Genomic DNA, 21,298 nt, shown 5'->3' on the forward strand with positions numbered 1-21,298 from the left:
GATCCGGGCGGATCAGGAGTTGTCCACGCCTCCGCCGCCGGACACGGAGCCGGCACGCTCGGCGATGTGGTCGAAGAACCCGTACTCCAGGCCCTCCTGCGCGGTGAACCACTTGTCCCGCTCGTTGTCCTTGAGGATGGTCTCCACCGTCTGGCCGGTCTGCTCCGCGGTGAGCTCGGCCATGACCTGCTTCATGTGCAGGATCAGCTGGGCCTGGATGCGGATGTCCGACTCCGTGCCGCCGATGCCGCCCGAGGGCTGGTGCATGAGGATGCGCGCGTGCGGGGTGGCGTAGCGCTTGCCCGGGGTGCCGGAGGACAGCAGGAACTGGCCCATCGAGGCGGCCATGCCGGTGGCCACGGTCACCACGTCGTTCGGGATGTACTTCATCGTGTCGTAGATGGCCATGCCCGCGGTGATGGAGCCGCCCGGGGAGTTGATGTACAGGTAGATGTCCTTCTCCGGGTCCTCGGCGGAGAGCAGGAGCATCTGGGAGCAGATCGCGTTCGCGTTCTCGTCCATCACCTCGGAACCGAGCCAGATGATGCGTTCCTTGAGCAGGCGGTTGTAGATGTAGTCCTCGCGGGCCGCCGGGTCAACCGACGCCATACGGGGAGCAGTGGACGATGCGGACATGGCGCCCTGCCTTCCTTCTGGGGGACTTCGGGTGCCGTGCGGCGGACCGGTCGGCCCACCGCACGGCACGGGGTCTTGGGTCGAGACTACTGTCCCGGCAAGACGCCCGGGCGGTTCTGACCCGGCTGTTCGCTGTTGGCGTGGATGCCCCGGCGGCGGCGGACGGCGGCGTCCCGACGGCCCCGGAACGCACGACGCCCGGGCCGCGAGGACGGTCTCCCGTCGTCGCGGCCCGGGCGGTCAGCTCCCGGAGGGAAGGTCAATCCGGCAGGCTCGGCCCGCCAGGCTCATCCCTGGGTGGTGTGGTGGTCCCGGGGCTCAGGCCTCGGTGGACTCCGCGGCCGGGGCCTCGGCGGCCTCGGCCGTCTCGTCCTTGGCGGCGGCCTTGGCGGCCGTGGTCTTGGCGGCGGTCTTGGCCGGGGCCTTCTTCGCCGGGGCGCGCTTGGCCGGGGCCTTCTTGGCCGGGGCCTCGCCCGCCTCACCCGACTCGGCGGCCTCGGCCGTCTCGTCCTTGGCGGCGGCCTTGGCGGCCGTGGTCTTGGCGGCGGTCTTGGCCGGGGCCTTCTTCGCCGGGGCGCGCTTGGCCGGGGCCTTCTTCGCCGGGGCCTCGCCCGCCTCACCCGACTCGGCGGCCTCGGCCGTCTCGTCCTTGGCGGCGGCCTTGGCGGCCGTGGTCTTGGCAGCGGTCTTGGCCGGGGCCTTCTTCGCCGGGGCGCGCTTGGCCGGGGCCTTCTTCGCCGGGGCCTCGGCGGTCTCGCCCGACTCGCCCGACTCCTCGCCGGCCTCGGCCGGGGAGGCGGCCGAATCGGCGGAGTCGGCAGAGTCGGCGCTGTCGGCCGAGTCGGCGCTGTCGGCCGAGTCGGCGGACTCGCCCTCGACGGCGCCGCCCGGGGTGACGAACGCGGTCAGGTCCACGGCGTTGCCCTCGGTGTCGGTGACGACGGCGTACTCGAGGACCTTGGCCAGCGCCTTGCGGCGGCGGACCTCGCCCATGATCATCGGCACCTGGCCGGCCTGGTCCAGCATCTGGGCGAACTGGTTCGGGTCCATGCCGTACTGCTGGGAGGTGGAGATGATGTACTCGATCAGCTCGCCCTGGTCCACGCCGAGCTCCTCGGCGTCGGCGACGGCGTCGAGGATGATCTCGTTGCGGAACGCGTCGCGGGCGTTCTGCTCCACCTCGGCGCGGTGCTCGGCGGTGTCGTGGTCATCGCCCTCGGCGTGGCCGCCCTGGCTGAAGTGCTGCTCGACCTGCTCGGCGACGACCGAGTCCGGCACCGGCACCTCGACGAGCTTGACCAGCTCCTCCAGGACCTTGTCCCGGGCCTCGAGGCCCTGGCCGGTGACGGCGCCCTCGGCGGCCTTCTCCTTGAGGTCGGCCTTGAGCTCCTCGATGGTGTCGAACTCGGAGGCCAGCTGGGCGAACTCGTCGTCGGCCTCCGGCAGCTCGCGCTCCTTGACGGCCACCAGCAGGACCTTGACGGTGGCGGTCTGCCCGGAGTGCTCGCCCCCGGCCAGCGTGGTCTCGAAGACCGCGTCCTCGCCGGCGGACAGGCCCTCGAGGGCCTCGTCCATGCCCTCGAGCATGGTGCCCGCGCCCACCTGGTAGGACAGGTCCTCGGCGTGGTCGACCTGCTCCTCGCCGATGGTGGCGGTCAGGGTGATGGTGACGAAGTCGTCCTGCGCGGCGGGACGCTCCACGGCCTTGAGGGTGCCGAAGCGCGAGCGCAGCTCGTCGAGGGCCTTCTGCTCGTCCTCCTCGGAGGCGGCGGCGGGCTCCACGGTGACCTTCAGGCCCTTGTAATCCGGCAGCTCGATGGAGGGGCGCACGTCCACCTCGACGGTGAAGGTCAGCGGGCCCTCGGGGTCGCCGTCGACGCCCGGCATGGAGGTGATCTCGACCTCGGGGCGGGCCATCGGCGTGGTCTCCGTCTCGATGAGCGCCTGCTGGTAGAAGTCGTTCAGGCCCTCGTTGACGGCGGTCTCCACCACGTAGCCGCGGCCGATGCGCTGGTCGATGATGCGCGCAGGAACCTTGCCCTTGCGGAAGCCGGGGACCTGGATCTGGTTCGCCACGGTCTTGTAGGCATCATCCAGGCGTGGCTTGAGGTCCTCGAAGGGGACCTCGACGTCCAGCTTGACCCGGGTCGGGCTGAGGTTTTCTGCGGTGCTCTTGACCACTTCGGACTCCTGTGTGGATTGCTTGTCTCGTCTAACGGGCGCGGATGTGCCCGGCCGCCGGGCATCCGGTGAATCAGGCCCCAGCAGGGGACCATGACGTCGGGGTGACAGGATTTGAACCTGCGGCCTCACGCTCCCAAAGCGCGCGCTCTACCAAGCTGAGCTACACCCCGCAGACGGCCCTGGCCGTTTCTGGCCAGAGACCAGTGTACGCATTCCGGCGCACTACTCCGCATTCCCGCGGGGTCCGGGGCGGGTTCCGGCTCCCGCCGCGCTTTGCGGCGGTGACGCGTTCCTTGGTACGCTGTCCCACGCTGTCCCGGCCGATCGCCGGTGACCGCACTGCGGGGATGTAGCTCAATGGTAGAGCCCCAGTCTTCCAAACTGGCTACGCGGGTTCGATTCCCGTCATCCCCTCGCGCGTGACGAGTGGCCGCAGCGTCCACGGAAGGCCCCCGGACCGGGAACGGTTCCGGGGGCCTTCCGTCGCTCCGGGGACGGGGCCCCGGAGCGACGGACGCTCAGGACACCGCGTCGGCGGGCTGGCGCGCGGGCTCCCCGGCCCCCGTCCGGCCGCCGGTCCGGACGAGGTAGACCGCCACCACGGCGGCCACGACGGCCACGGCCCCCCAGATCCCCACCACGGACCACGCGGCCCCGGCCACCACGAGGGTGGGCACGAAGGTCACCGCGGCGATCTCGACCGGGACCACCGGGATGTAGGCCACGCCGAACTCCTCCATGGTGCCCGAGCGCAGCTTGGGATCCACGATGCGCAGCATCGCGATGCCGGTGGCCACGGCGCCGGTCGCCCAGCCCCACGTGAACAGCTGCTTCTCGAACCACCCGTCCCGCAGCAGGCGGGGCGCCACGCGCAGGCCGAGCGCGAGGCAGACCACGAGCCCGAACACGAACAGCAGCAGCAGCGGCAGCCAGTTGTCGGCGACGACCGAGGGCACGATCGAGGCGATGCCGCACAGGATGAGGAAGTCGGTCGCCGTGCCGGACAGCGACTGCAGGGACGGGGTGTCGACGAACCGGGAGGCGCGGGTGGCGGTCATCAGGGCGCGCACCACCAGGCCCACGATGAAGGCGATGGAGAAGACCGGGAAGGCCACGTCCGGCAGGACGCCCCCGAGCCACACGCTGACCCCGTAGGCCGCGGCGCCCACGGCGCCGATGATGCCGACGTGGAAGGCCAGCGACTCGATGGACGCGGCGGAGAAGGTGTGCGTGCCGATCGCCGGACGGCGCCCGGACGGGTCCAGCAGGCCCGTGCGCAGGTCCCGCGGGATCGCGTGCAGGCCCGCGAACTCGCGGGCCCAGCCTCGACGGGCGCCGATCCGGGCCTGGATGATCCCGCCGACGATGCCGGCGAGCATGCCCACCGTCGCGGAGGTGTAGGCCAGGGACATCATCGTCGGGTCCCCGCCCTCCTGGAAGGCGGCGCCCATGGCCGCGGCGGTGCCGAAGCCACCGGCCCAGCCGGCGAACAGCAGGGCGCCGAAGGAGTCGGGCACGCCGAAGAGCGGCTGGAGCAGGAGCAGGACGAAGAGCATGCCGAGCGCGACCTGCACGGCATAGACCAGGACGCCGTAGGAGGCGAAGGAGGCCACGCCGCGGCCGATCTTGCGCAGGTCGAAGTCGTCGGTCATGGCCACGCAGGCGAAGACCACGACGATCAGGACCGAGGCGTAGGTGCCGAGCTGGTCGGAGAACGGCAGCACGCCGAGGCCGTGGGGGCCCAGGGCCAGGCCGATGAACCCCCCGAGGACGGAGGCGGGGACCATCAGGGCCTGCAGGGGCCGGATGACGGCCCGCAGCAGGGTGCCGACGGCCAGCAGCAGGCCGATGAGGCCGGCGTCGACCAGCAATGACCACGGGGTGAACTCCACGAGGGGGTCCTTTCGACGGGGATCGGGGCGGTGTCGCCGATCGGGCAACCCGGGGATACTACCCAGTAGCCCGGGGGCGGGGCCAAACCGTCCCCGCAGGTGGCGAGGGGAACCCGGCTCAGCCGGGGGCGCCGTCGGACCCCGGGGCCTGGCAGCGGGGACACCAGAACAGGGTGCGGGACTGCAGTTGCGCCGCCCGCACCGGCTCGCCGCACACGCGGCAGTCCAGGCCCTCGCGCTGGTACACGTAGTGCGCGTTGTCCGGCCACAGCGGGGCGGGCACCCCGTGGGCGTCCACGGCGCCCCGGTGCCGCGGCCGCGTGGTGATGATCCGGCCGGCGCGCACGCCGTCCGCCATCAGCTCCGCGATGTCCTCCCACAGCCGGGCGCCGGCGTCCGGGCCCAGGCGCCGGCCCGGCAACCACGGGTCCAGTCCGGCGCGGAACAGGGCCTCGGCGCGGTAGATGTTCCCCACCCCGGCCAGCACCGCCTGGTCCATCAGCAGCTGGCCCAGCGCCACGGAGCGCCGGCAGACGCGCGCCAGGAACTCCTCCGGCCCGGTCCCGGGCACGAGCGGGTCCGGGCCCAGGCGCCCGACGACGGCCGCGGCCTCCGCGGGCGTGAGCACCTCGCACGCGGTGGGGCCGCGCAGGTCGGCCCAGCCGTGGGCGGAGACGAGCCGGGCGCGCACCTGGCCCACCGGCTCGGGCGGGCCGGCGTACGCGGGGGCGGCGCCGCCGTCGGGCTCGGGGAAGGCGTCCGTCTCCCCCATCCGCCGGGGCGCGCCGATCGAGGACGCGCCGCGGAAGGTCTCGTCCCCGCCGAAGCTCCACGCCCCGTAGAGCCCCAGGTGCACGCGCAGCACGCGCTCGGCCGCGGCGCCGGGGCCCTCCCCGAAGTCGAGGAACAGCTGCTTGCCGTGGGCCCGGGCGGCCACGAGCGTGGCGCCGTCCAGCAGCCGGGCGCCGGCGTCGAAGCGGCCCTGCGGGGAGCTGACGCGCAGGCGCCGGCCGGCGAAGACGTCCGTGAACTGCCGGGCGAGCCGGTGGATGGAGTGGCCCTCAGGCACGCCCGGCCTCCCGTGCGCCGTGGCCCGTGCCGGTCAGTCCAGCACCTCGCGGGTGGACTCGTAGTGGACGATCTTGCCGATGCGGCGCACGTGGCGCTCGTCCCCGGAGAACGGCTCGGCGAGGAACGCCTCGATGATCGCGGTGGCCTCCTCGAGCGAGTGCTGGCGCCCGCCCACGGCCACCACGTTGGCGTCGTTGTGCTGGCGCGCCAGCCGCGCGGTGTCCAGGTTCCAGGCCAGGGCGGCACGGATGCCGCGGACCTTGTTCGCGGCGATCTGCTCGCCGTTGCCGGAGCCGCCCAGCACGATCCCGAGGGCCTCCACGCCGGACTGCTGGTCCACGACCACCGCGTGGGCCGCGTTGATGCAGAAGGCCGGGTAGTCGTCCTGCGGGTCGTAGGACTGCGGGCCGTGGTCCACCATCTCGTAGCCCCGGGACCCCAGGTGCTCGATGAGGTGGGCGCTGAGCTCGAGGCCGGCGTGGTCGGTGGCGATGTGGACGCGCATGGTCTGCTCCTGCGGGACGGTCGGGGGAGATCGGTCGGGGTGGCACGGATCGGGCCAGCGAACAGCCTAGCGGGGTGGTGCCGCACGGTCCCGGCGCCCCCCTGTGCCCGGTACGGTGACGAGTGGCACAATGGCCGGATAGCCAACACTCGTTTCACATACCCGTCCCCACCGGAGGTCCCGTGTCCACCCTGAACATCACCCGCGACGAGGCGGCCGCGCGCGCCGCCGTCCTGAGCGTCGAGTCCTACGCGGTCGAGCTGGACCTGGCCCTCGAGGGGGCCCACTTCGGCTCGCGGACCACGGTCACCTTCACCGCGGCCCCGGAGGCGGAGGGCAGGCCCACCTTCATCGACTTCGTCTCGAGCCAGGCGCCCACGGTGACCCTCAACGGCACGGCCCTGCCCGCGGACGCCTTCGACGGCACCCGGATCACCCTGGCCCCGCGGGCCGGCCGGAACACCCTCGTGGTGGACGGGCTGGGCGACTACATGAACACGGGCGAGGGCCTGCACCGCTTCGTGGACCCGGTGGACGGGGAGACCTACCTCTACACGCAGTTCGAGGTCCCGGACTCCCGGCGCATGTTCGCCGTCTTCGAGCAGCCGGACCTCAAGGCGAGCTTCACGTTCACCGTGACCGCCCCGGAGCACTGGACCGTGGTGTCCAACTCCCCCACCCCCGAGCCGGTGCCGGCCACGGACGGCGCCGGCGGCGCGGGCGGGCGGTCCACCTGGGCCTTCTCCCCCACCCCGCGCATCTCCTCCTACATCACCGCGCTCATCGCCGGCCCGTACCGGTCCACCCACGCGGAGCTGACGAGCGCCGACGGCCGGACCATCCCGCTGGGGGCCTACTGCCGCGCCTCGCTGTTCGAGTACCTGGACGCGGAGAACATCTTCGAGCTGACCCGCCGGGGCTTCGAGTTCTTCGAGGCCCAGTTCGGCACCCCGTACCCGTTCGAGAAGTACGACCAGCTCTTCGTGCCCGAGTTCAACGCCGGGGCCATGGAGAACGCCGGGGCCGTGACGTTCCTGGAGAACTACGTCTTCCGCTCCACCGTGCCCGAGGCCATGGTCGAGCGGCGCGCCATCACGGTGCTGCACGAGCTGGCGCACATGTGGTTCGGGGACCTGGTGACGATGCGCTGGTGGAACGACCTGTGGCTCAACGAGTCCTTCGCCGAGTTCATGTCCACGCTGGCCGCCGCGGAGAACACCCGCTACACCGGGGCCTGGACCACCTTCTCCTCCATGGAGAAGAACTGGGCCTACCGCCAGGACCAGCTCTCCACCACCCACCCCATCAAGGCCGAGATCCGGGACCTGGACGACGTGCTGGTGAACTTCGACGGCATCACCTATGCCAAGGGCGCCTCCGTGCTGCGCCAGCTCGTGGCCTGGGTCGGCCAGGAGAACTTCATGGCCGGGGTGCGCGAGTACTTCGGCAAGCACGCCTGGTCCAACACCGAGCTGCCGGACCTGATGCGCGAGCTGGAGGCCTCCTCCGGCCGGGACCTGTCCGCGTGGACCCACCAGTGGCTGGAGACCTCCGGGGTCAACACGCTCGCCGTGGAGGTGGACGCCGAGGAGTCCGACGACGGCGCCATCACCTCCCTGCGCCTGCACCAGTCCGCGCCGGGGGACGGCACCCCCGGGGACCCCGTGCTGCGCCCGCACCGCATGGCCGTGGGCTTCTACTCCGAGGACGGCTCGGGACGGCTGGTGCGCACGGACCGCTTCGAGCTGGACGTGCACGGGGCCGTCACCGAGGTCGCCGAGGCCGCGGGCCGGCCGCGGCCCGACCTCATCCTGCCCAACGACGACGACCTGGCCTACGCGAAGATCCGCCTGGACTCCGGGTCCTGGCACACGGCGGCCACCCGGCTGAAGGACGTGGCCGAGTCGCTGCCGCGCACCCTGCTGTGGGGGGCGGCCTGGGACACCACGCGGGACGCCGACGCCACCGCCGTGTGGTTCACCGACCTGGTGCTGGCCAACATCGGCCACGAGCGCGACTCCTCCGTGGTCCAGACCCTCCTGCGCCAGCTGGCCACCACGCTCTCCCAGTACGCGGCCCCGTCCCACGCCCCCGCGCTGCGGGCCGCCGCCGCCGACCGCCTGCTCGAGCTGGCCCGGCAGGCCGAGGCCGGCTCCGACAACCAGCTGCAGTTCGTCAAGGCCTTCGCCCTGCACGCCCGCTCCGGCGCGCAGCTGGACACCCTCGCGGCGCTGCATGCCGGCGCGGAGGAGCTGCCGGGGCTGGACCTCAACACGGACCTGCGGTGGGAGATGCTCACCGGGCTGGTGGCCGGCGGCCGCGCCGGGGAGCCGGAGATCGCCTCGGCCGAGGCCGAGGACGCCACCGCCACGGGCGCCCTGGCCGCGGCCCAGGCGCGCGCCGCCGTCCCGGCCGCCGAGGCCAAGGAGGCCGCCTGGCAGCAGGTGGTCTCCGGCGCCCTGTCCAACATGACCCAGCGCAACGTGCTGCTCGGCTACAACCGGGTCCACGAGCCGGAGCTGCTGGCCCCGTTCGCCGAGCGGTACTTCGGCACCGTGGAGCAGCTGTGGGCCTCGCGCTCGCACGAGATGGCCGAGTCCGCGGCGGTGGGGCTGTTCCCCGGCGCCCAGGTCTCGCAGCGGTCCATCGACGCGGCGAACGCCCTCGTGGAGCGCACGCGCAGCGCGCAGCCCGCGCTGTCCCGGACGGTCGCCGAGGCCCGCGACGAGATGGTGCGCGCCCTGGCGGCCCGCCACGCGGACGCCGCCGCCCGCCGCTGAGCGGCGGGGTCACCGCCCCCACGCAGGGCCCCGCGGGCCAGGTCACCCACAACGGCAGGACCGCGCGTCCTCCGGGGTCGCATCCGATGGACACCAGGCGAGGGCACCCATCGGAGGCGACCCCGGGACCGGACGGGGTCCCGGGGTCGGCTCCGGGGCCGGGGTCAGGACAGTCGCACCGTGGTGGCCGAGTGGCCGAACCCCACGATGTCGTCCCGCCCGTCGCCGTTGACGTCCCCGAGCAGCCGCGGGTACTTGTCGGGCACCCAGCCGGCGGCGTACCCGAACTGGGTGGTCAGCCGCTGCGGGCCGAACAGGAAGTTGTCGTCCCCGTAGGCCACGTAGGTACCGGCGTGGCCGAAGCCCACCACGTCCGCGATCCCGTCGCCGTTGACGTCGGCCGTCGTCCGCGGGTGACGGTCCACCCGCCAGCCCTGGTCGGTGCCGAAGTCGCGCAGCTCCAGGGACGTGGCGAAGAACTTCGGCTCCCCGGGATCGAAGGCCCGCGAGTACGCGGCGTAGACCCCGCGCCCGCCGACGCCGAGGATGTCGGCGCGCTGGTCGCCGTTGGCATCGGCGACGGCCCGCGGATGGCGGTCGACCCGCCAGCCCTGGGCGTACCCGAAGTTGCGGACCTCGAGCGCGGCCTGGGTGAAGGTGTCGCCGAGGGCGGAGAAGTACGAGACGTACACCCCGGCGTCGCCGAAGCCGACGATGTCGGCCGTCCCGTTGCCGTCCACGTCCGCGAGCATCCGCGGGTGCTTGTCCACCCGCCAGCCCCGGTCGTAGCCGTAGCTGTCGCTCCGCTTGCCCGTCCCGACGAAGGTGCGGTTGGCCAGGCCGTGGGAGATGGTCACCCCGGAATAGCCGAAGCCCACGATGTCGGCGGTGCCGTTGCCGTTGAGGTCGGCCAGCTGCCGCGGATGCACCCCCACCCGCCAGCCCTGGGCGTAGCCGAAGTCCCGCACCTTCAGGGCCGCGGGGGTGAAGGAGCCGTCGGGCTGGGCGTAGGAGACGTAGACCCCGGCGTGGCCGAAGCCCACGAGGTCCCCGCGCCCGTCCCCGTCGACGTCGGCGACCGTGCGCACGTGCCGGGCGTTGGACCAGCCTTGGGCGGCGCCCATGTTGCGCAGCTTCAGCCGCGGGGCGCTGAACGTCCCGTCGGCCCGGCCGTAGGCGACGAAGACGCCCGGGTCGCCGAAGCCGACCACGTCCTCGCGGCCGTCCCCGTTGACGTCGGCCAGTTCGCGCACGTGCTGGTCGACCCGCCAGCCCTGGGAGTAGGAGAACATCGGCTGGGACGCGGCGTGGGCCGGTGCACCCAGGGCCAGTGCGGTCACGGCCAGGGCCGCCGCACAACTGCCGCCGACCACGCGGCGGGAGATCGAACGCTTCATCATGAACCCCTGTCCGGTAATGGATCGTCTCGCGCACCATCACCTGGCCGTCCGCGGAGGAGCGTGGTCCTCGACCGGGTGCTCGAGGGGTTCCGCGCCTTCCGGGCTGCGGAGGCGTCGGTGCCGGCCAGGGCAGCGCCGCCGAGGGGGTCGGGGCTGCTCCGGTGACGGGATTCTAGGTCTCGGCGCGCGCAGCCGAGAAGGGCTGCGGTGCCCCCGCCCGCCCGCCGGGGACGATGCGCTGGTCCCCCGCGTAGATGACGAACCGCTCGCCGCGGACGAACCCGGCGAGCGTCATGCCGGACTCCCGGGCGAGGTCCACGGCCAGGGACGAGGGCGCAGAGACCGAGGCGAGCATCGGCACCCCGGCCATCAGGGCCTTCTGGGTCAGCTCGAAGCTCGCGCGGCCGGAGACCATGAGCACGTGCCCGGCCAGCGGCAGCATGTCCTGCAGCAGCGCCCAGCCGAGCACCTTGTCCACCGCGTTGTGCCGGCCCACGTCCTCGCGGACGGCCAGCAGCTCCCCGGTGGCGGCCTCGAACAGCCCGGCGGCGTGCAGTCCGCCGGTCCGGTCGAAGACCTTCTGGCGCTCGCGCAGCACCTCGGGCAGGGACAGCACGAGCTCCTCGCTCACCGTCATGCGGTCCCCCGCCACGGGATGGCGCGTGGTGGTGCGCACCGAGTCGATGCTCGTGCGCCCGCACAGCCCGCACGCGCTCGTCATCAGCACGTACCGCTCGAGCGCCGGGGCGGGGGCGGCCACGCCCGGGGACAGCACCACGTCCACGGTGTTGTCCGTCTCCTCCGCCCCCGGGCCGAAGTCCCGGCCGCAGTAGCGGACGGAGGACACGTCCGCGGCCGAGGAGATGAGCCCCTCGCTGAGCAGGAAGCCGACGGCGAGGGAGAAGTCCTCGGTCGGGGTGCGCATGGTCACCGCCAGGCGCCGGCCGTTCACCCGGATCTCGAGCGGCTCCTCGGCGGCCAGCACGTCGGCCCTCGCCTCGCGCCGGCCGTCCCTGACCCGTACCACGCGCACGCGTGACTCACTCCTGCCCATGCCCCCATGATCCACGCCCCGGCGCCGTGCGCGCCACCGCCGTCGCGGACCGCGTGCCGCGCACCCGGGCACTAGGGTGGGGGCATGTCCAGCGAACCGTCGTCCGCCCGCACGCTGCGCCAGCGCACGCTGCCGCAGGTCGGGGAGTCGGGCCAGGAGCTGCTCGCCGCGGCCACGGTCGCCGTGGTCGGGGCCGGCGGGCTGGGCTCGCCCGTCATCCAGTACCTGGCCGCCGCCGGGATCGGCACCCTGCACGTGATCGACGACGACCACGTGGAGCTGAGCAACCTCAACCGCCAGACCCTCCACGGGGTGGACACCCTGGGCCGGCCCAAGACGGAGGGCGCCGTGGCCGCCGCGGCCCGGCTGTCCCCCGAGACCACCGTCGTCCCGCACCGCCTGCGCCTCACCGACGCCAACGCCGCGGAGCTGCTGGGTGCCGCCGACGTCATCGTCGACGGCTCGGACTCCTTCGCCACCCGGTTCACGGTGCACCGGGCGGCCACGGCCCTCGGCCTCCCCGTGGTCTTCGGCGCCCTGTTCCAGTGGAACGCGCAGGTCACGGTCTTCTGGTCCGCCCCGCCCGCCGCCTCCGGCCTGGCCCCCGTCGTGCTGACGGACGTCTTCCCGGACACCGCCGCCACCCACGCCTCCCCCGGCTGCGCCGAGGCGGGGGTGCTCGGCGCCGTCGTCGGGATCGCCGGATCCTTCCTGGCACTCGAGACGGTCAAGCTCGTCCTGGGCACCGGCCGGCCCCTCCTGGGCCGCGTGCTGCTCGTGGACGGGCTCGCCGGGACCACCACCGAGGTCCCGCTGGCTCCGTCCCCCGCCTCCGCGCCGCCGGCCCGCGCGGCGGGCCTCCCGACGGCGGTCCCGGCCGGCCCCCGCACCGCCGCTCCCCGGCCGGTGGCCCGGGGCGAGGTGGGCCCGGACGCGGTGTGGCTGGACGTGCGGCGACCCGAGGAGAGCCGGGAGCGGCCCGGCCCGGCCGGGACCGTGCGGCTGCCCCTGGACCGCCTGCTGCGCCTGGAGGACGGGCCGGGCGGCGGCCTGCCCTCGGGCCACCCGCTCGCCGGGGTGGACCCGGCGCGCCCGCTGCTGCCGTTCTGCGCCGCCGGCCCCCGCAGCGCCGCCGCGGCCCGGCACCTGGAGCGCCTGGGCTGGACCGTGGCCGGCTACCTCGACGGCGGCCTGCCGGGGCCGGGCACGGGGGACGGCCGTGCCTGAGTTCCGCTACCTCCCGGTCGACGCCCACCGCGACCGCGTCCTCGCCACCGTGCCCGTGCTGCCGGCGGAGACCCTGCCCCTGGACCGCGCGCCGGGCCGCACGCTGGCCGCCCCCGCCGTCGCGGCCCTGGACCTGCCGCCGTGGGACAACTCGGCCATGGACGGCTACGCCGTGCGGTCGCGGGACACCGTCGATGCCGCGGCCGGCGTCCCGGTCCGGCTCGAGGTGGTGGCCGAGCTGCCCGCCGGCACCGCCGAGGACCCCGCGCTCGGGCCGGGCCGGGCGGCCCGGATCATGACCGGCGCGCCGATGCCGACGGCGGCGGACGCCGTCGTGCCCCTCGAGGACACCGTGGGCTGGGACCCCGCCGCGCCCACCGCCGGCACGGCCGCCCCCGCGCACGTGGACCTGGACCGGCCCGCGACCGCCGGGCGGCACGTGCGCCGCCGCGGCGAGGACGTGCGGGCCGGGGACCGGGTCGCCGCGGCGGGCGAGGCGCTCACCGCGCACCGGCTCTCCGCCGTGGCCGCCGCCGGCGTCGCCGAGGTGGCGGTGCACCGGGCGCCGCGCGTGGTCGTGGTCAGCACGGGCAGCGAGCTCGTCGCGCCCGGCCGGCCGGTGCGCCGTGGCCAGATCCCGGACTCGAACAGCCACCTGCTCGCCGCCCTCGTGCGCGGCGCCGGCGGCGAGGTCGTCCACCGGGGACAGGTCTCCGACGACCCGGCCGGCTTGCGCCGCCTGCTGGCCGCCACGGCCGCGGAGTCGGACGCCGTGGTCGTCACCGGCGGGGCCAGCGTGGGCGCGCACGACGTGGCGCGCCTGGTGCTCGCCCCGGACGCCGCGGGCGGCGTCCCGCTCACGGACGCCGCCGCCTCCCCCGCCCCCGGCCCGGACGGGTCCCGGGCGGCGGCCGGCGTCGCCGTGCGCTTCGACCGCGTGGCCGTGCAGCCGGGCAAGCCACAGGGCTTCGGGCTGCTGCCGGACGGCCGGCCCGTGTGGTCGCTGCCCGGGAACCCGGTCAGCGCGTGGGTGGGCTTCGTGCTGTTCGTCGAGCCCGGGCTGCTGGCGATGCAGGGCCGGGCGCGTCCGGTGACGCCGTGGCAGCCCGTCACCGCCGAGGACGGCTGGCGCTCCCCGCCGCGCCGCGAGCAGTACGTCCCGGTCCGGGTGGTGTCCGACCCGGGCGAGCCGCTGCGCGTGGCCCAGGCCACCGAGCGCGGCTCCGGTTCCCACCTGGCCGGGCGCATGGCCCGGGCCACCGGCCTGGCGCGCGTCCCGGCCGCGACCACCGAGGTGTCCCCCGGGGACACCGTCCTCTACCGCTCCCTGGAGGCCTGATGGAGTCCACCGACCGCACCGCCCGCACCGGTCCCGCCCCCGTGGTCCCGGAACCCGGGCCCGTCGCCATCCCCGGCCCCGAGCCGGTCGCCCAGCCCCTCCCGTCCGCTGCCGCCGGCAGCGGTGCGGACGGCTTCACCCACCTGTCCGGCGACGGCTCGGCCCGCATGGTGGACGTCACGGCCAAGTCCCCCACCGTGCGCAGCGCGACCGCGGAGGCCACCGTGCTCGTGGCCCCGGCGGTCCTGGCCGCCCTCACGGGCGGCACCGTGCCCAAGGGCGACGTGTGGGCCGTGGCCCGCATCGCCGGGATCCAGGCGGCCAAGCGCTGCGCCGAGCTGCTGCCGCTGGCCCACGTGATCGGCGTGCACGGGGCCACCGTGGACTTCGAGGTCGGCGAGGACCGGATCCGCGTGGTGGCCACCGCCCGCACGGCCGACCGCACGGGCGTGGAGATGGAGGCCATGACCGCGGCCTCGGTGGCCGGGCTGGCCATGGTGGACATGGTCAAGGGCCTGGACCGTTCCGTGGAGCTCACCGGGATCCGGCTGCTGGAGAAGACCGGCGGGCGCTCCGGCACGTGGCGCCGCGAGGGGCACGCCTGACGTGCCGGACCCCCAGCTGACCGCCGTGATCCTCGCCGGCGGCGCGTCCCGGCGGATGGGGCGGGACAAGGCGTCCCTCGAGCTCGACGGCGTGAGCCTCCTGGAGCGCACCGCCGCGGCGGCACGGGCGGCGGGGGCCTCGCGGGTCGTCGTGGCCGGCCCGGCGCCGGCGGCGCCCGCCCCCGCGCTGGACGGCGCCCGGTTCGTGCGAGAGGACCCGTCCCTCTCCGGCCCGGTCGCCGCGCTGGAGGCCGCGCTGGCCGCCGTCGACACCGACTGGGTGTTGCTCGTGCCCTGCGACCTGGCCCGGCCGGAGGAGGCCTGCCGCGCCCTGGTGGGCGGGACGCGCGGGCCCCACGGCGTCGTGGCCGTGGACGCCACCGGCCACCGCCAGCACCTGACCGCGCTGCTGGAGACGGCCGCGGTCCGCGCCGGCGCCCGGCCGGGCACCACGCGGGTCCGCGAGCGGCTCGCCGGCCTGGACCTCGCCGAACGGCCCGAGCCGGCCGGGGCGCCCGGGCTCTGGGAGGACATGGACACCCCCGACGACGTGGCCCGGGTCCGGGCCGGGAGAGGAGGCGCCGTGAGCGGCGACCGGGAGGACGAGAGCGGGCCGCGCGGCGAGCGGGAGACGCCCCGGACCCCACCCCGCGACAACGAGATACCGGGGCTGCGGGCGTGGATGGCCGCCGTCGTGGCCGAGCTGGGCCTGCCCGGGGAGGTGATCGTGCCGGGGCCGCTGCTGGACACGGCCCGGGACGTCGCCACCCACGTGGTGCGCCCCGGCGCCCCGATGAGCACCTACCTCATCGGGGTGGCCCTGGGCCTGCAGTTGGCGGAGGCCGGCGCCGCCTCGCCCGCGGACTCGACGCCGCGGGACGGCACCCCGGCCGGCGCCGACCGGCCGGACGCCGGGCGCCCCGACACGGAGCGGCGGGTCCGGGAGCTGGCCGCCCGCGTGCAGGACCTGGCCCTGCGGTACGGCGAGGCCCCGGGCGGGGACCGCTGATGGCCCGCGTCCGGCTCTTCGCGGGTGCCGCGGACATCCTGGGGACCACCGAGCTCGAGGTGCCGGCCGCCACGGCGGGCGAGCTGCGCGCCGCCCTCGTGGCCGGCCACGGCGTGAGCGCCCAGCGGGTCATCGACCGGTGCTCGCTGCTCGTGGACGGCGTGCGCGCCGCGGGCGACGATCACCCCGTGGGCGCCGACTCCCTCGTGGACGTGCTGCCGCCATTCGCGGGGGGCTGAGCCGCCGGTCCCGGGCCGGCGCTCGCGGCCGCGGGGCCGTAGGTGGCCTCCGGACCGTCCGTGGGAGTACCCGCCGCGGGAGGGCGTCAGCCGCCGATCGCGTTCATGCCGCGGCCGGGCTGGACGAAGCCGGGGTCGTCGATCCCGTGGCCGGCCCGCTTCGCCGCGACGGACAGCTGCAGGGCGGCGGCCAGCTCCCCGTCCGTGGCCCCCTCGCGCAGGAGCGTGCGCAGGTCCGTCTCCTCGCGCGCGAACAGGCAGTTGCGCACCTGCCCGTCGGCGGTGAGGCGCAACCGGTCGCAGTCCCCGCAGAACGGGGCCGAGACCGAGGCGATGACGCCCACCGTGTGGGGCCCGCCGTCGACCGTGTACAGGGCCGCCGGGGAGGATCCGCGGCCGGGCACCGGGGCGAGCGTGAAGCGCTCGGCGAGCCGCTCGAGGATCTCCTCGCCCGAGACGAGGTGGTCCCGGCGCCACGTGTGCCCGGCGTCGAGCGGCATCTGCTCGATGAAGCGCATCTGGGCGTCCTGCGACACGGCGAAGGCGACGAGGTCGGCGAGCTCGTCGTCGTTCACCCCGCGCAGGGCCACCGCGTTGATCTTCAGCGGGCGCAGCCCGGACGCGCGGACCGCCGCGATCCCGGCGAGCACGTCCGCGTGCCGGTCCCGGCGGGTCAGCTCCCGGAAGCGCTCCGGGCGCAGCGTGTCCAGGGAGACGTTGACGCGGGAGAGCCCGGCCGCCCGCAGGGCCGGCAGCCGCCGGTCCAGGGAGATGCCGTTGGTGGTCATCGCCACCGGAAGCCGACCGCCGCCGGGCAGCCCGATCGCGGCCAGCCGGGCGACGACGTCCTCGAGGTCCGGGCGCAGCAGCGGCTCGCCGCCCGTGAGCCGGACGCCGGTGATCCCGTGGTCCACGGCGATCCGCACGAGCCGCTCGATGTCCCCGGCCCGCAGCAGCTGGTCGCCCGGCGTGAACGGGCCGGCGTCCTCCGGCATGCAGTACGTGCAGCGCAGGGAGCACTTGTCCGTCAGGGACACCCGCAGGTCCCGGTGCACCCGGCCGAAGCCGTCGGCCATCACGGGCCCGGTGGCGACGGCGGCCAGCTCGGCCCGGGTGGGCAGGTGCCGGAGGGCCTCGGGACCGGCGGACGGGTCCGCCGCCGCGCCCGGGCGGGCGCCCGGCGCCGAGACCGTCCGCGTCGAGAGGGTCACCGGCACCCGGCTCACGGCAGGCCCACCCAGTGCGGCGCGCCGGAGGCGGTGTGCTGGCGCTTCCAGATCGGCACCTCGGCCTTGATGTCCTCCACCACGGCCCGGCAGGCCTCGAAGGCCTCGGCGCGGTGGGCCGACGCCACGGACACCACGAGCGCCAGGTCGCCCACCGCGAGCGGCCCGGTCCGGTGCACCGCGGCCACGCGCACCTCCCCGTCCGGGTGGCCCGGGCCGCGGGCGTGCCGGGCGACGATCCCGTCCAGGATCGCCCCGGCGTCCGGGTGCGAGGTGTACTCCAGGGCGGTGACGGTGCCGTCCGCCTCCGGGTCGTGGTCCCGGACGACGCCGGTGAACGTCAGCGCGGCCCCGCACCGGGCGGTGACCACGGACGCCTCGATCGCCGACGCGTCCAGCGGCGCCGCGGACACGCCCGCGAGCGCCGGCCCGGGGTCGGCGGCCGTGCCCCGGGCGGCGCCGGGGACCCGCTCGGCGGGGTCCGCGGTGACGTGCCCGCTGGCGTGCCCGGTCGCGTGCTCAGTGGCGGACATGGTCTCCCCCGTCCAGCTGGTCCACGAGGTGGGGCAGCAGGGGGGCCAGCAGCGGCACGGCCTGCTCGGCCGCCCGGCGCGAGCCCGGCAGGGTCACCACGACGGCCGGGCGGTGCGCCTCCGGGTCCCCCGGGTCCACCACCCCGGCGCGGCCCCGGGAGAGCACCGCCGTGGGGGTCTGCTCCTGCCCCGCGCGGCGCAGCATCTCCGGGATCCCCGGCAGGTCCCGGGTGATCAGCTGGTCCACCGCCTCGGGGGTGCGGTCCCGCGGGCCCACGCCGGTGCCCCCGAGGGTCAGCACCACGCGGGCGCCCAGCGCACAGGCCTCCGCGACGGCCGCGCTGACGGGACGGACGCCGTCGGGCACCACGGCGTGGCGCACGGGCCATCCGGGCAGCCCCTCGGCCACCAGCGCGCGCACCGCCGGGCCGGCGGTGTCCTCGGCGGTCCCGGCGGAGACCCGGTCGGAGACCGTGAGGATGTGAATGGTGTGCATGTTCCCTCCCGTTCCGCCAGTCTACGGACCCGGTCAACACCGCGGGCGGTAGCGTAGACGCCGTGGAACACACCTTCTCTCTGCGCGCCGAATGGACGGGGAACCGGGGCACCGGGACCTCCGGGTACAAGGACTACGCCCGCGACCTCGTGGTCCAGGCCGAGGGTCCCGGGGAGCTCACCGGCTCCGCCGCCCGCGCCTTCCACGGCGACGAGTCCCGCTGGAACCCCGAGCAACTGCTGCTGGCCGCCCTGGCCGAGTGCCACCTGCTGTCCTACCTGCAGGCCGCCACGGCCGCCGGCGTGGTGGTCACGGGCGCCTCCTGCCGGGCCGAGTGCGTGCTCACCCACGGTCGCGACGGCGGCGCCGTCACCTCCGCGACGCTGTTCCCGGAGGTGTGGCTCGCCGACGAGTCGCAGCGCGAGGCGGCCGAGGCCCTGCACCAGCCGGCCCACGAGGCGTGCTTCATCGCCCGCTCGGTCGCCTTCCCCGTGACCGTCGTCCCGCAGGAGGCCCGGCAGATGCGGCACCTGCCCGACTTCGGCAGCCGGCTCGGCGCGCCGGTCGCGGTGCTGAGGCCCAGCCGGGGCAAGGCGCCCAGCCGGGTCACCGGGCTGGAGGACCGGCCGGGGATGATGCCGGCGCCGTCCGCCGCTCCCGGCAGCCCCGCGAGTGCGGCGCCGACCGCCGCGGGAGCGACGGCACCGGCCACCGGGGCGGGGTCCTCCCCGGGCGGCGGCACCGCCCCGGGTGCCGGCACCCCGGGGGGCGCGGCGCCGTCGTCGGCACCCGCCGCGCCGGACACCGCGAGTTTCTACGAGCAGGTCGGCGGGCACGAGACGTTCGCCCGGCTGTGCCGCGTGTTCTACGAGGGCGTGGCGGCGGACCCGGGTTTCCGGGCCATGTACCCGGAGGAGGACCTCGGCCCCGCGGAGGAGCGGCTGCGGATGTTCCTGGAGCAGTACTGGGGCGGCCCGCGCACCTACGGCGAGCAGCGGGGGCACCCCCGCCTGCGGATGCGCCACGCCCCGTTCACCATCGACTTCGCGGCGCGGGACACCTGGCTGCGGCACATGCGCGCGGCCGTGGACTCGCTCGGGCTCGCGCCGCTGCACGAGCAGACGCTCTGGGACTACCTCGAGCGCGCGGCCCACTCGATGGTGAACTCCGCCTGAGCCGGCCCGGCCCGTCCTCCCGGGCCGGCGGTGCGGGGGCCGAGGGCGCGGGACCGCGCCGACGGCGCGGGGTCAGAGGGCCATCGGCCGGCGGCACAGCACGAACCCCGAGGGGCCGGACAGGCGTACCCACGGGCCGGCGGCGTGCACCGCCGTCGAGCCGCCCGGGCGCAGGAAGCCCAGGCCGTGGGCGGCGAGGGCCGCCCCGGCCGGCAGCACGCCGTCGTCCGGGCCCGCCCCGCCGAGCAGGCGCCCCCACACCGCGGCGCGCGCCTGGGCGACCATCGAGGCCCCCGGGTCCTGCGGCAGCGCCTCCCCCAGCTCGCGGATGCCCTCCTGGGCCACCTGCTGCAGCTCGTCGTCGGCCACGGTGGCCACGGGCCGCCATCCGGCGCGCGGCGGGGTCACGGCCGTCCAGGCCGCCTGCTCGGTGACCGGCGGCAGGGCGAGGGCCGGCGTCCCGGTGGACGCCATGCGGGCCAGCCGCTCCAGGACCGAGGACAGCGCGTAGACGGCGTCCCAGCCGTCCAGCCCCGCGCGGCCGAGCCGGAACGTGCGCAGCCCCAGGGCGACCGGCACCCCGTCCCCCAGGCCCCGGGGCTGCAGCACGGACACCCATGCCGCCAGCACCGTGCCGGCCACCTGCAGGCGCATCCCCGTGTCCGCCATCGTGCGGGCACGGGTGGCGTAGCGCTCGAGGTCCGCGACCGCCTCGAGGTCCTCGAGCACGAGTTCCGGGCGGGTGGCGGAGGACGGGGCGGTGGTGTCGCGGGGCGTGGGGGGCATGCCCACCATTGTCCCACCGGGGGCGGCCCGCCCGCGGCGGCCCCCGGTCGGCGGGCTAGAATGAGCCGCAGGTTACCAACAGGTAGCGTGAGCGGTGGTCACGGACGGAGGGACGGTCCATGGGGTCTGACAGGGTGCGACGGCTGCGCGAGAACTTCCCCGAGGACCCCACCGACGTCCTGCGCCGCGTCCTGTCGCTCACCCCGGAGGGCTCCGACGAGCGCACCGGGGAGGCCCTCTTCACCGGCCTCACGCCCCCGCAGGCCCGCGGCCGCGTGTTCGGCGGCCAGGTCATGGCCCAGTCGCTCATGGCGGCGATCCACACGGTGGACGCGGGCCGGGCCATCCACTCGATGCACGGCTACTTCATCCGCCCCGGCGACGCCCTGCAGCCGATCCGGTTCGCGGTGGAGGACCTGCGCGACGGGCGGTCATTCTCCGTGCGCCGGGTCCATGCCGACCAGGACGGCAAGACGATCCTGTCCCTCATGTGCTCCTTCCAGGAGCCCTCCCCCGGGCTCGACCACCAGTCGCCCATGCCGAACGGGGTGCCCGAGCCGGAGTCCCTGCCGGCCACGTCCCAGCGGCTGGGCCACGTCCAGCACCCGGTGGCCCAGGAATGGGCCTGGGCCCGCCCCTTCGACATCCGCCACGTCGACTCCCCGCTCGAGGCCACCCCCGGCAAGGAGCGCGTGGCCACCAACATGGTCTGGATGAAGACGTTCTCCGGGCTGGAGGGGGACGCCAACGTGCACCGGGCCGCGCTCGCGTACGCCTCCGACTACACGCTCCTGGAGCCGGTGCTGCGCCGCCACGGCCTCGCCTGGGTCCGCCCCGGCATGAGCGTGGCCTCGCTGGACCACGCCATGTGGTGGCACCGGCCGGCCCGCGTGGACGAGTGGCTGCTGTACGTCCAGACGAGCCACTCCGCGCAGGGCGCCCGCGGACTCAGCCACGGGCGGATCTACTCCCGCGAGGGCGAGCTCGTGGCCTCGGTGGCGCAGGAGGGCATGATCCGCGTGCCGAACGACGCGCGGAACCGGGTCCGCGGGGCCGTACAGGACCTGTTCGTCAAGACCGCCTGGCGGCCGCCCCGGCAGTCCCGCTGAGCCTCCCGGGCGGCCACCCGCCTGCCCCGGGG

18 protein-coding genes, 2 tRNA genes and 1 pseudogene are annotated in these 21,298 nt (G+C 75.4%); 9 read left to right on the forward strand and 12 right to left on the reverse strand.

Translation table 11 applies throughout. The features are described 5' to 3' along the window. Positions 1-12: 12 nt before the first annotated feature. From E7744_RS08920 to E7744_RS08930, 3 genes and pseudogenes are all read right to left on the reverse strand, one after another. Complete coding sequence (locus E7744_RS08920; RefSeq protein WP_137774953.1) at positions 13-609, reverse strand: ATP-dependent Clp protease proteolytic subunit; 597 nt, start codon at positions 607-609, stop codon at positions 13-15. Positions 610-1,452: 843 nt separating this feature from the next. Beyond that, positions 1,453-2,817 (reverse strand): annotated as a pseudogene (gene tig / locus E7744_RS08925) (trigger factor); the annotation flags it as partial. 99 nt (positions 2,818-2,916) lie between these two features. Next, positions 2,917-2,990 (reverse strand) — tRNA-Pro (locus tag E7744_RS08930). Between the two features lie 173 nt (positions 2,991-3,163). Between E7744_RS08930 and E7744_RS08935 the strand changes: the two genes are divergently transcribed. Then, positions 3,164-3,234, forward strand: a tRNA-Gly gene (locus E7744_RS08935). Positions 3,235-3,338: 104 nt separating this feature from the next. Here E7744_RS08935 and E7744_RS08940 read toward each other — a convergent pair. The 3 genes from E7744_RS08940 to E7744_RS08950 form a co-directional block, all read right to left on the reverse strand. Then, positions 3,339-4,712: a sodium/glutamate symporter gene (locus E7744_RS08940; RefSeq protein WP_137773812.1), complete on the reverse strand. Its 1,374-nt coding sequence runs from the start codon at positions 4,710-4,712 to the stop codon at positions 3,339-3,341. Positions 4,713-4,830: 118 nt separating this feature from the next. Beyond that, positions 4,831-5,781 carry an Fpg/Nei family DNA glycosylase gene (locus E7744_RS08945; RefSeq protein ID WP_137773813.1) on the reverse strand — a complete coding sequence of 317 codons (951 nt, stop codon included), beginning with the start codon at positions 5,779-5,781 and terminating at the stop codon, positions 4,831-4,833. Between the two features lie 33 nt (positions 5,782-5,814). After that, positions 5,815-6,288, reverse strand: a complete 474-nt coding sequence (locus E7744_RS08950; protein ID WP_137773814.1) for a ribose-5-phosphate isomerase — start codon at positions 6,286-6,288, stop codon at positions 5,815-5,817. A 182-nt stretch (positions 6,289-6,470) separates the two neighbouring features. Here E7744_RS08950 and pepN point away from each other — a divergent pair, with 182 nt between their 5' ends. Beyond that, positions 6,471-9,068 carry an aminopeptidase N gene (gene pepN, locus E7744_RS08955; protein ID WP_137773815.1) on the forward strand — a complete coding sequence of 866 codons (2,598 nt, stop codon included), beginning with the start codon at positions 6,471-6,473 and terminating at the stop codon, positions 9,066-9,068. A gap of 164 nt (positions 9,069-9,232) precedes the next feature. Here the strand turns inward: pepN and E7744_RS08960 are convergent, their stop codons facing one another. Both E7744_RS08960 and fdhD read right to left on the reverse strand, forming a co-directional pair. Continuing rightward, positions 9,233-10,468, reverse strand: a complete 1,236-nt coding sequence (locus E7744_RS08960) for a VCBS repeat-containing protein (protein WP_246858374.1) — start codon at positions 10,466-10,468, stop codon at positions 9,233-9,235. A gap of 172 nt (positions 10,469-10,640) precedes the next feature. Beyond that, positions 10,641-11,522 (reverse strand): formate dehydrogenase accessory sulfurtransferase FdhD, encoded by an 882-nt coding sequence (fdhD, locus tag E7744_RS08965; RefSeq protein WP_137773816.1) that lies wholly within the window; start codon positions 11,520-11,522, stop codon positions 10,641-10,643. Between the two features lie 84 nt (positions 11,523-11,606). Here fdhD and E7744_RS08970 point away from each other — a divergent pair, with 84 nt between their 5' ends. From E7744_RS08970 to E7744_RS08990, 5 genes are all read left to right on the forward strand, one after another. Next, positions 11,607-12,749, forward strand: coding sequence for a HesA/MoeB/ThiF family protein (locus E7744_RS08970; RefSeq protein WP_137773817.1), 1,143 nt, complete (start codon positions 11,607-11,609; stop codon positions 12,747-12,749). Next, positions 12,742-14,088, forward strand: a complete 1,347-nt coding sequence (gene glp, locus E7744_RS08975) for a gephyrin-like molybdotransferase Glp (protein WP_137773818.1) — start codon at positions 12,742-12,744, stop codon at positions 14,086-14,088. Before E7744_RS08970 ends, glp begins: the two co-directional genes overlap by 8 nt. A gap of 68 nt (positions 14,089-14,156) precedes the next feature. After that, positions 14,157-14,693, forward strand: coding sequence for a cyclic pyranopterin monophosphate synthase MoaC (gene moaC / locus E7744_RS08980; RefSeq protein ID WP_137774955.1), 537 nt, complete (start codon positions 14,157-14,159; stop codon positions 14,691-14,693). Position 14,694: 1 nt separating this feature from the next. Next, on the forward strand, positions 14,695-15,702 hold the full coding sequence (locus tag E7744_RS08985; protein WP_137773819.1) for an NTP transferase domain-containing protein: 1,008 nt from the start codon (positions 14,695-14,697) through the stop codon (positions 15,700-15,702). Next, complete coding sequence (locus E7744_RS08990) at positions 15,702-15,941, forward strand: MoaD/ThiS family protein (protein ID WP_137773820.1); 240 nt, start codon at positions 15,702-15,704, stop codon at positions 15,939-15,941. The genes E7744_RS08985 and E7744_RS08990 overlap by 1 nt, the downstream gene beginning before the upstream one ends. A gap of 86 nt (positions 15,942-16,027) precedes the next feature. On the opposite strand, the gene moaA is transcribed toward E7744_RS08990, so the two are convergent. The 3 genes from moaA to E7744_RS09005 are packed head-to-tail and all read right to left on the reverse strand — an operon-like array spanning position 16,028 to position 18,196. Continuing rightward, a complete protein-coding gene (gene moaA, locus E7744_RS08995; protein ID WP_371415395.1) occupies positions 16,028-17,158 on the reverse strand; it encodes a GTP 3',8-cyclase MoaA in 1,131 nt (376 codons plus the stop codon). Between the two features lie 5 nt (positions 17,159-17,163). Next, complete coding sequence (locus tag E7744_RS09000; protein ID WP_137773822.1) at positions 17,164-17,700, reverse strand: molybdenum cofactor biosynthesis protein MoaE; 537 nt, start codon at positions 17,698-17,700, stop codon at positions 17,164-17,166. Next, positions 17,687-18,196 (reverse strand): molybdenum cofactor biosynthesis protein B, encoded by a 510-nt coding sequence (locus E7744_RS09005; RefSeq protein WP_137773823.1) that lies wholly within the window; start codon positions 18,194-18,196, stop codon positions 17,687-17,689. Before E7744_RS09005 ends, E7744_RS09000 begins: the two co-directional genes overlap by 14 nt. Positions 18,197-18,258: 62 nt before the next feature. Between E7744_RS09005 and E7744_RS16585 the strand changes: the two genes are divergently transcribed. Then, positions 18,259-19,371, forward strand: coding sequence for an OsmC family protein (locus E7744_RS16585; protein WP_137773824.1), 1,113 nt, complete (start codon positions 18,259-18,261; stop codon positions 19,369-19,371). Positions 19,372-19,443: 72 nt separating this feature from the next. Here the strand turns inward: E7744_RS16585 and E7744_RS09015 are convergent, their stop codons facing one another. Beyond that, positions 19,444-20,157: a hypothetical protein gene (locus E7744_RS09015; protein ID WP_246858375.1), complete on the reverse strand. Its 714-nt coding sequence runs from the start codon at positions 20,155-20,157 to the stop codon at positions 19,444-19,446. Between the two features lie 119 nt (positions 20,158-20,276). On the opposite strand from E7744_RS09015, the gene E7744_RS09020 reads away from it, so the two are divergent. Beyond that, complete coding sequence (locus E7744_RS09020; protein ID WP_137773825.1) at positions 20,277-21,266, forward strand: acyl-CoA thioesterase II; 990 nt, start codon at positions 20,277-20,279, stop codon at positions 21,264-21,266. Positions 21,267-21,298 lie beyond the last annotated feature (32 nt).

This window comes from Citricoccus sp. SGAir0253 (assembly GCF_005877055.1).
GTDB lineage: Bacteria > Actinomycetota > Actinomycetes > Actinomycetales > Micrococcaceae > Citricoccus.

Coding starts and splice junctions, on each gene's coding strand:
- E7744_RS09005 (WP_137773823.1), bottom strand. CDS start 18,196: ATGCACACCATTCACATCCTCACGGTCTCCGACCGGGTCTCCGCCGGG.
- fdhD (WP_137773816.1), bottom strand. CDS start 11,522: ATGGGCAGGAGTGAGTCACGCGTGCGCGTGGTACGGGTCAGGGACGGC.
- E7744_RS08970 (WP_137773817.1), top strand. CDS start 11,607: ATGTCCAGCGAACCGTCGTCCGCCCGCACGCTGCGCCAGCGCACGCTG.
- E7744_RS09020 (WP_137773825.1), top strand. CDS start 20,277: ATGGGGTCTGACAGGGTGCGACGGCTGCGCGAGAACTTCCCCGAGGAC.
- E7744_RS08960 (WP_246858374.1), bottom strand. CDS start 10,468: ATGATGAAGCGTTCGATCTCCCGCCGCGTGGTCGGCGGCAGTTGTGCG.
- E7744_RS09000 (WP_137773822.1), bottom strand. CDS start 17,700: ATGTCCGCCACTGAGCACGCGACCGGGCACGCCAGCGGGCACGTCACC.
- E7744_RS09015 (WP_246858375.1), bottom strand. CDS start 20,157: ATGCCCCCCACGCCCCGCGACACCACCGCCCCGTCCTCCGCCACCCGC.
- E7744_RS08990 (WP_137773820.1), top strand. CDS start 15,702: ATGGCCCGCGTCCGGCTCTTCGCGGGTGCCGCGGACATCCTGGGGACC.
- E7744_RS08920 (WP_137774953.1), bottom strand. CDS start 609: ATGGCGTCGGTTGACCCGGCGGCCCGCGAGGACTACATCTACAACCGC.
- E7744_RS08950 (WP_137773814.1), bottom strand. CDS start 6,288: ATGCGCGTCCACATCGCCACCGACCACGCCGGCCTCGAGCTCAGCGCC.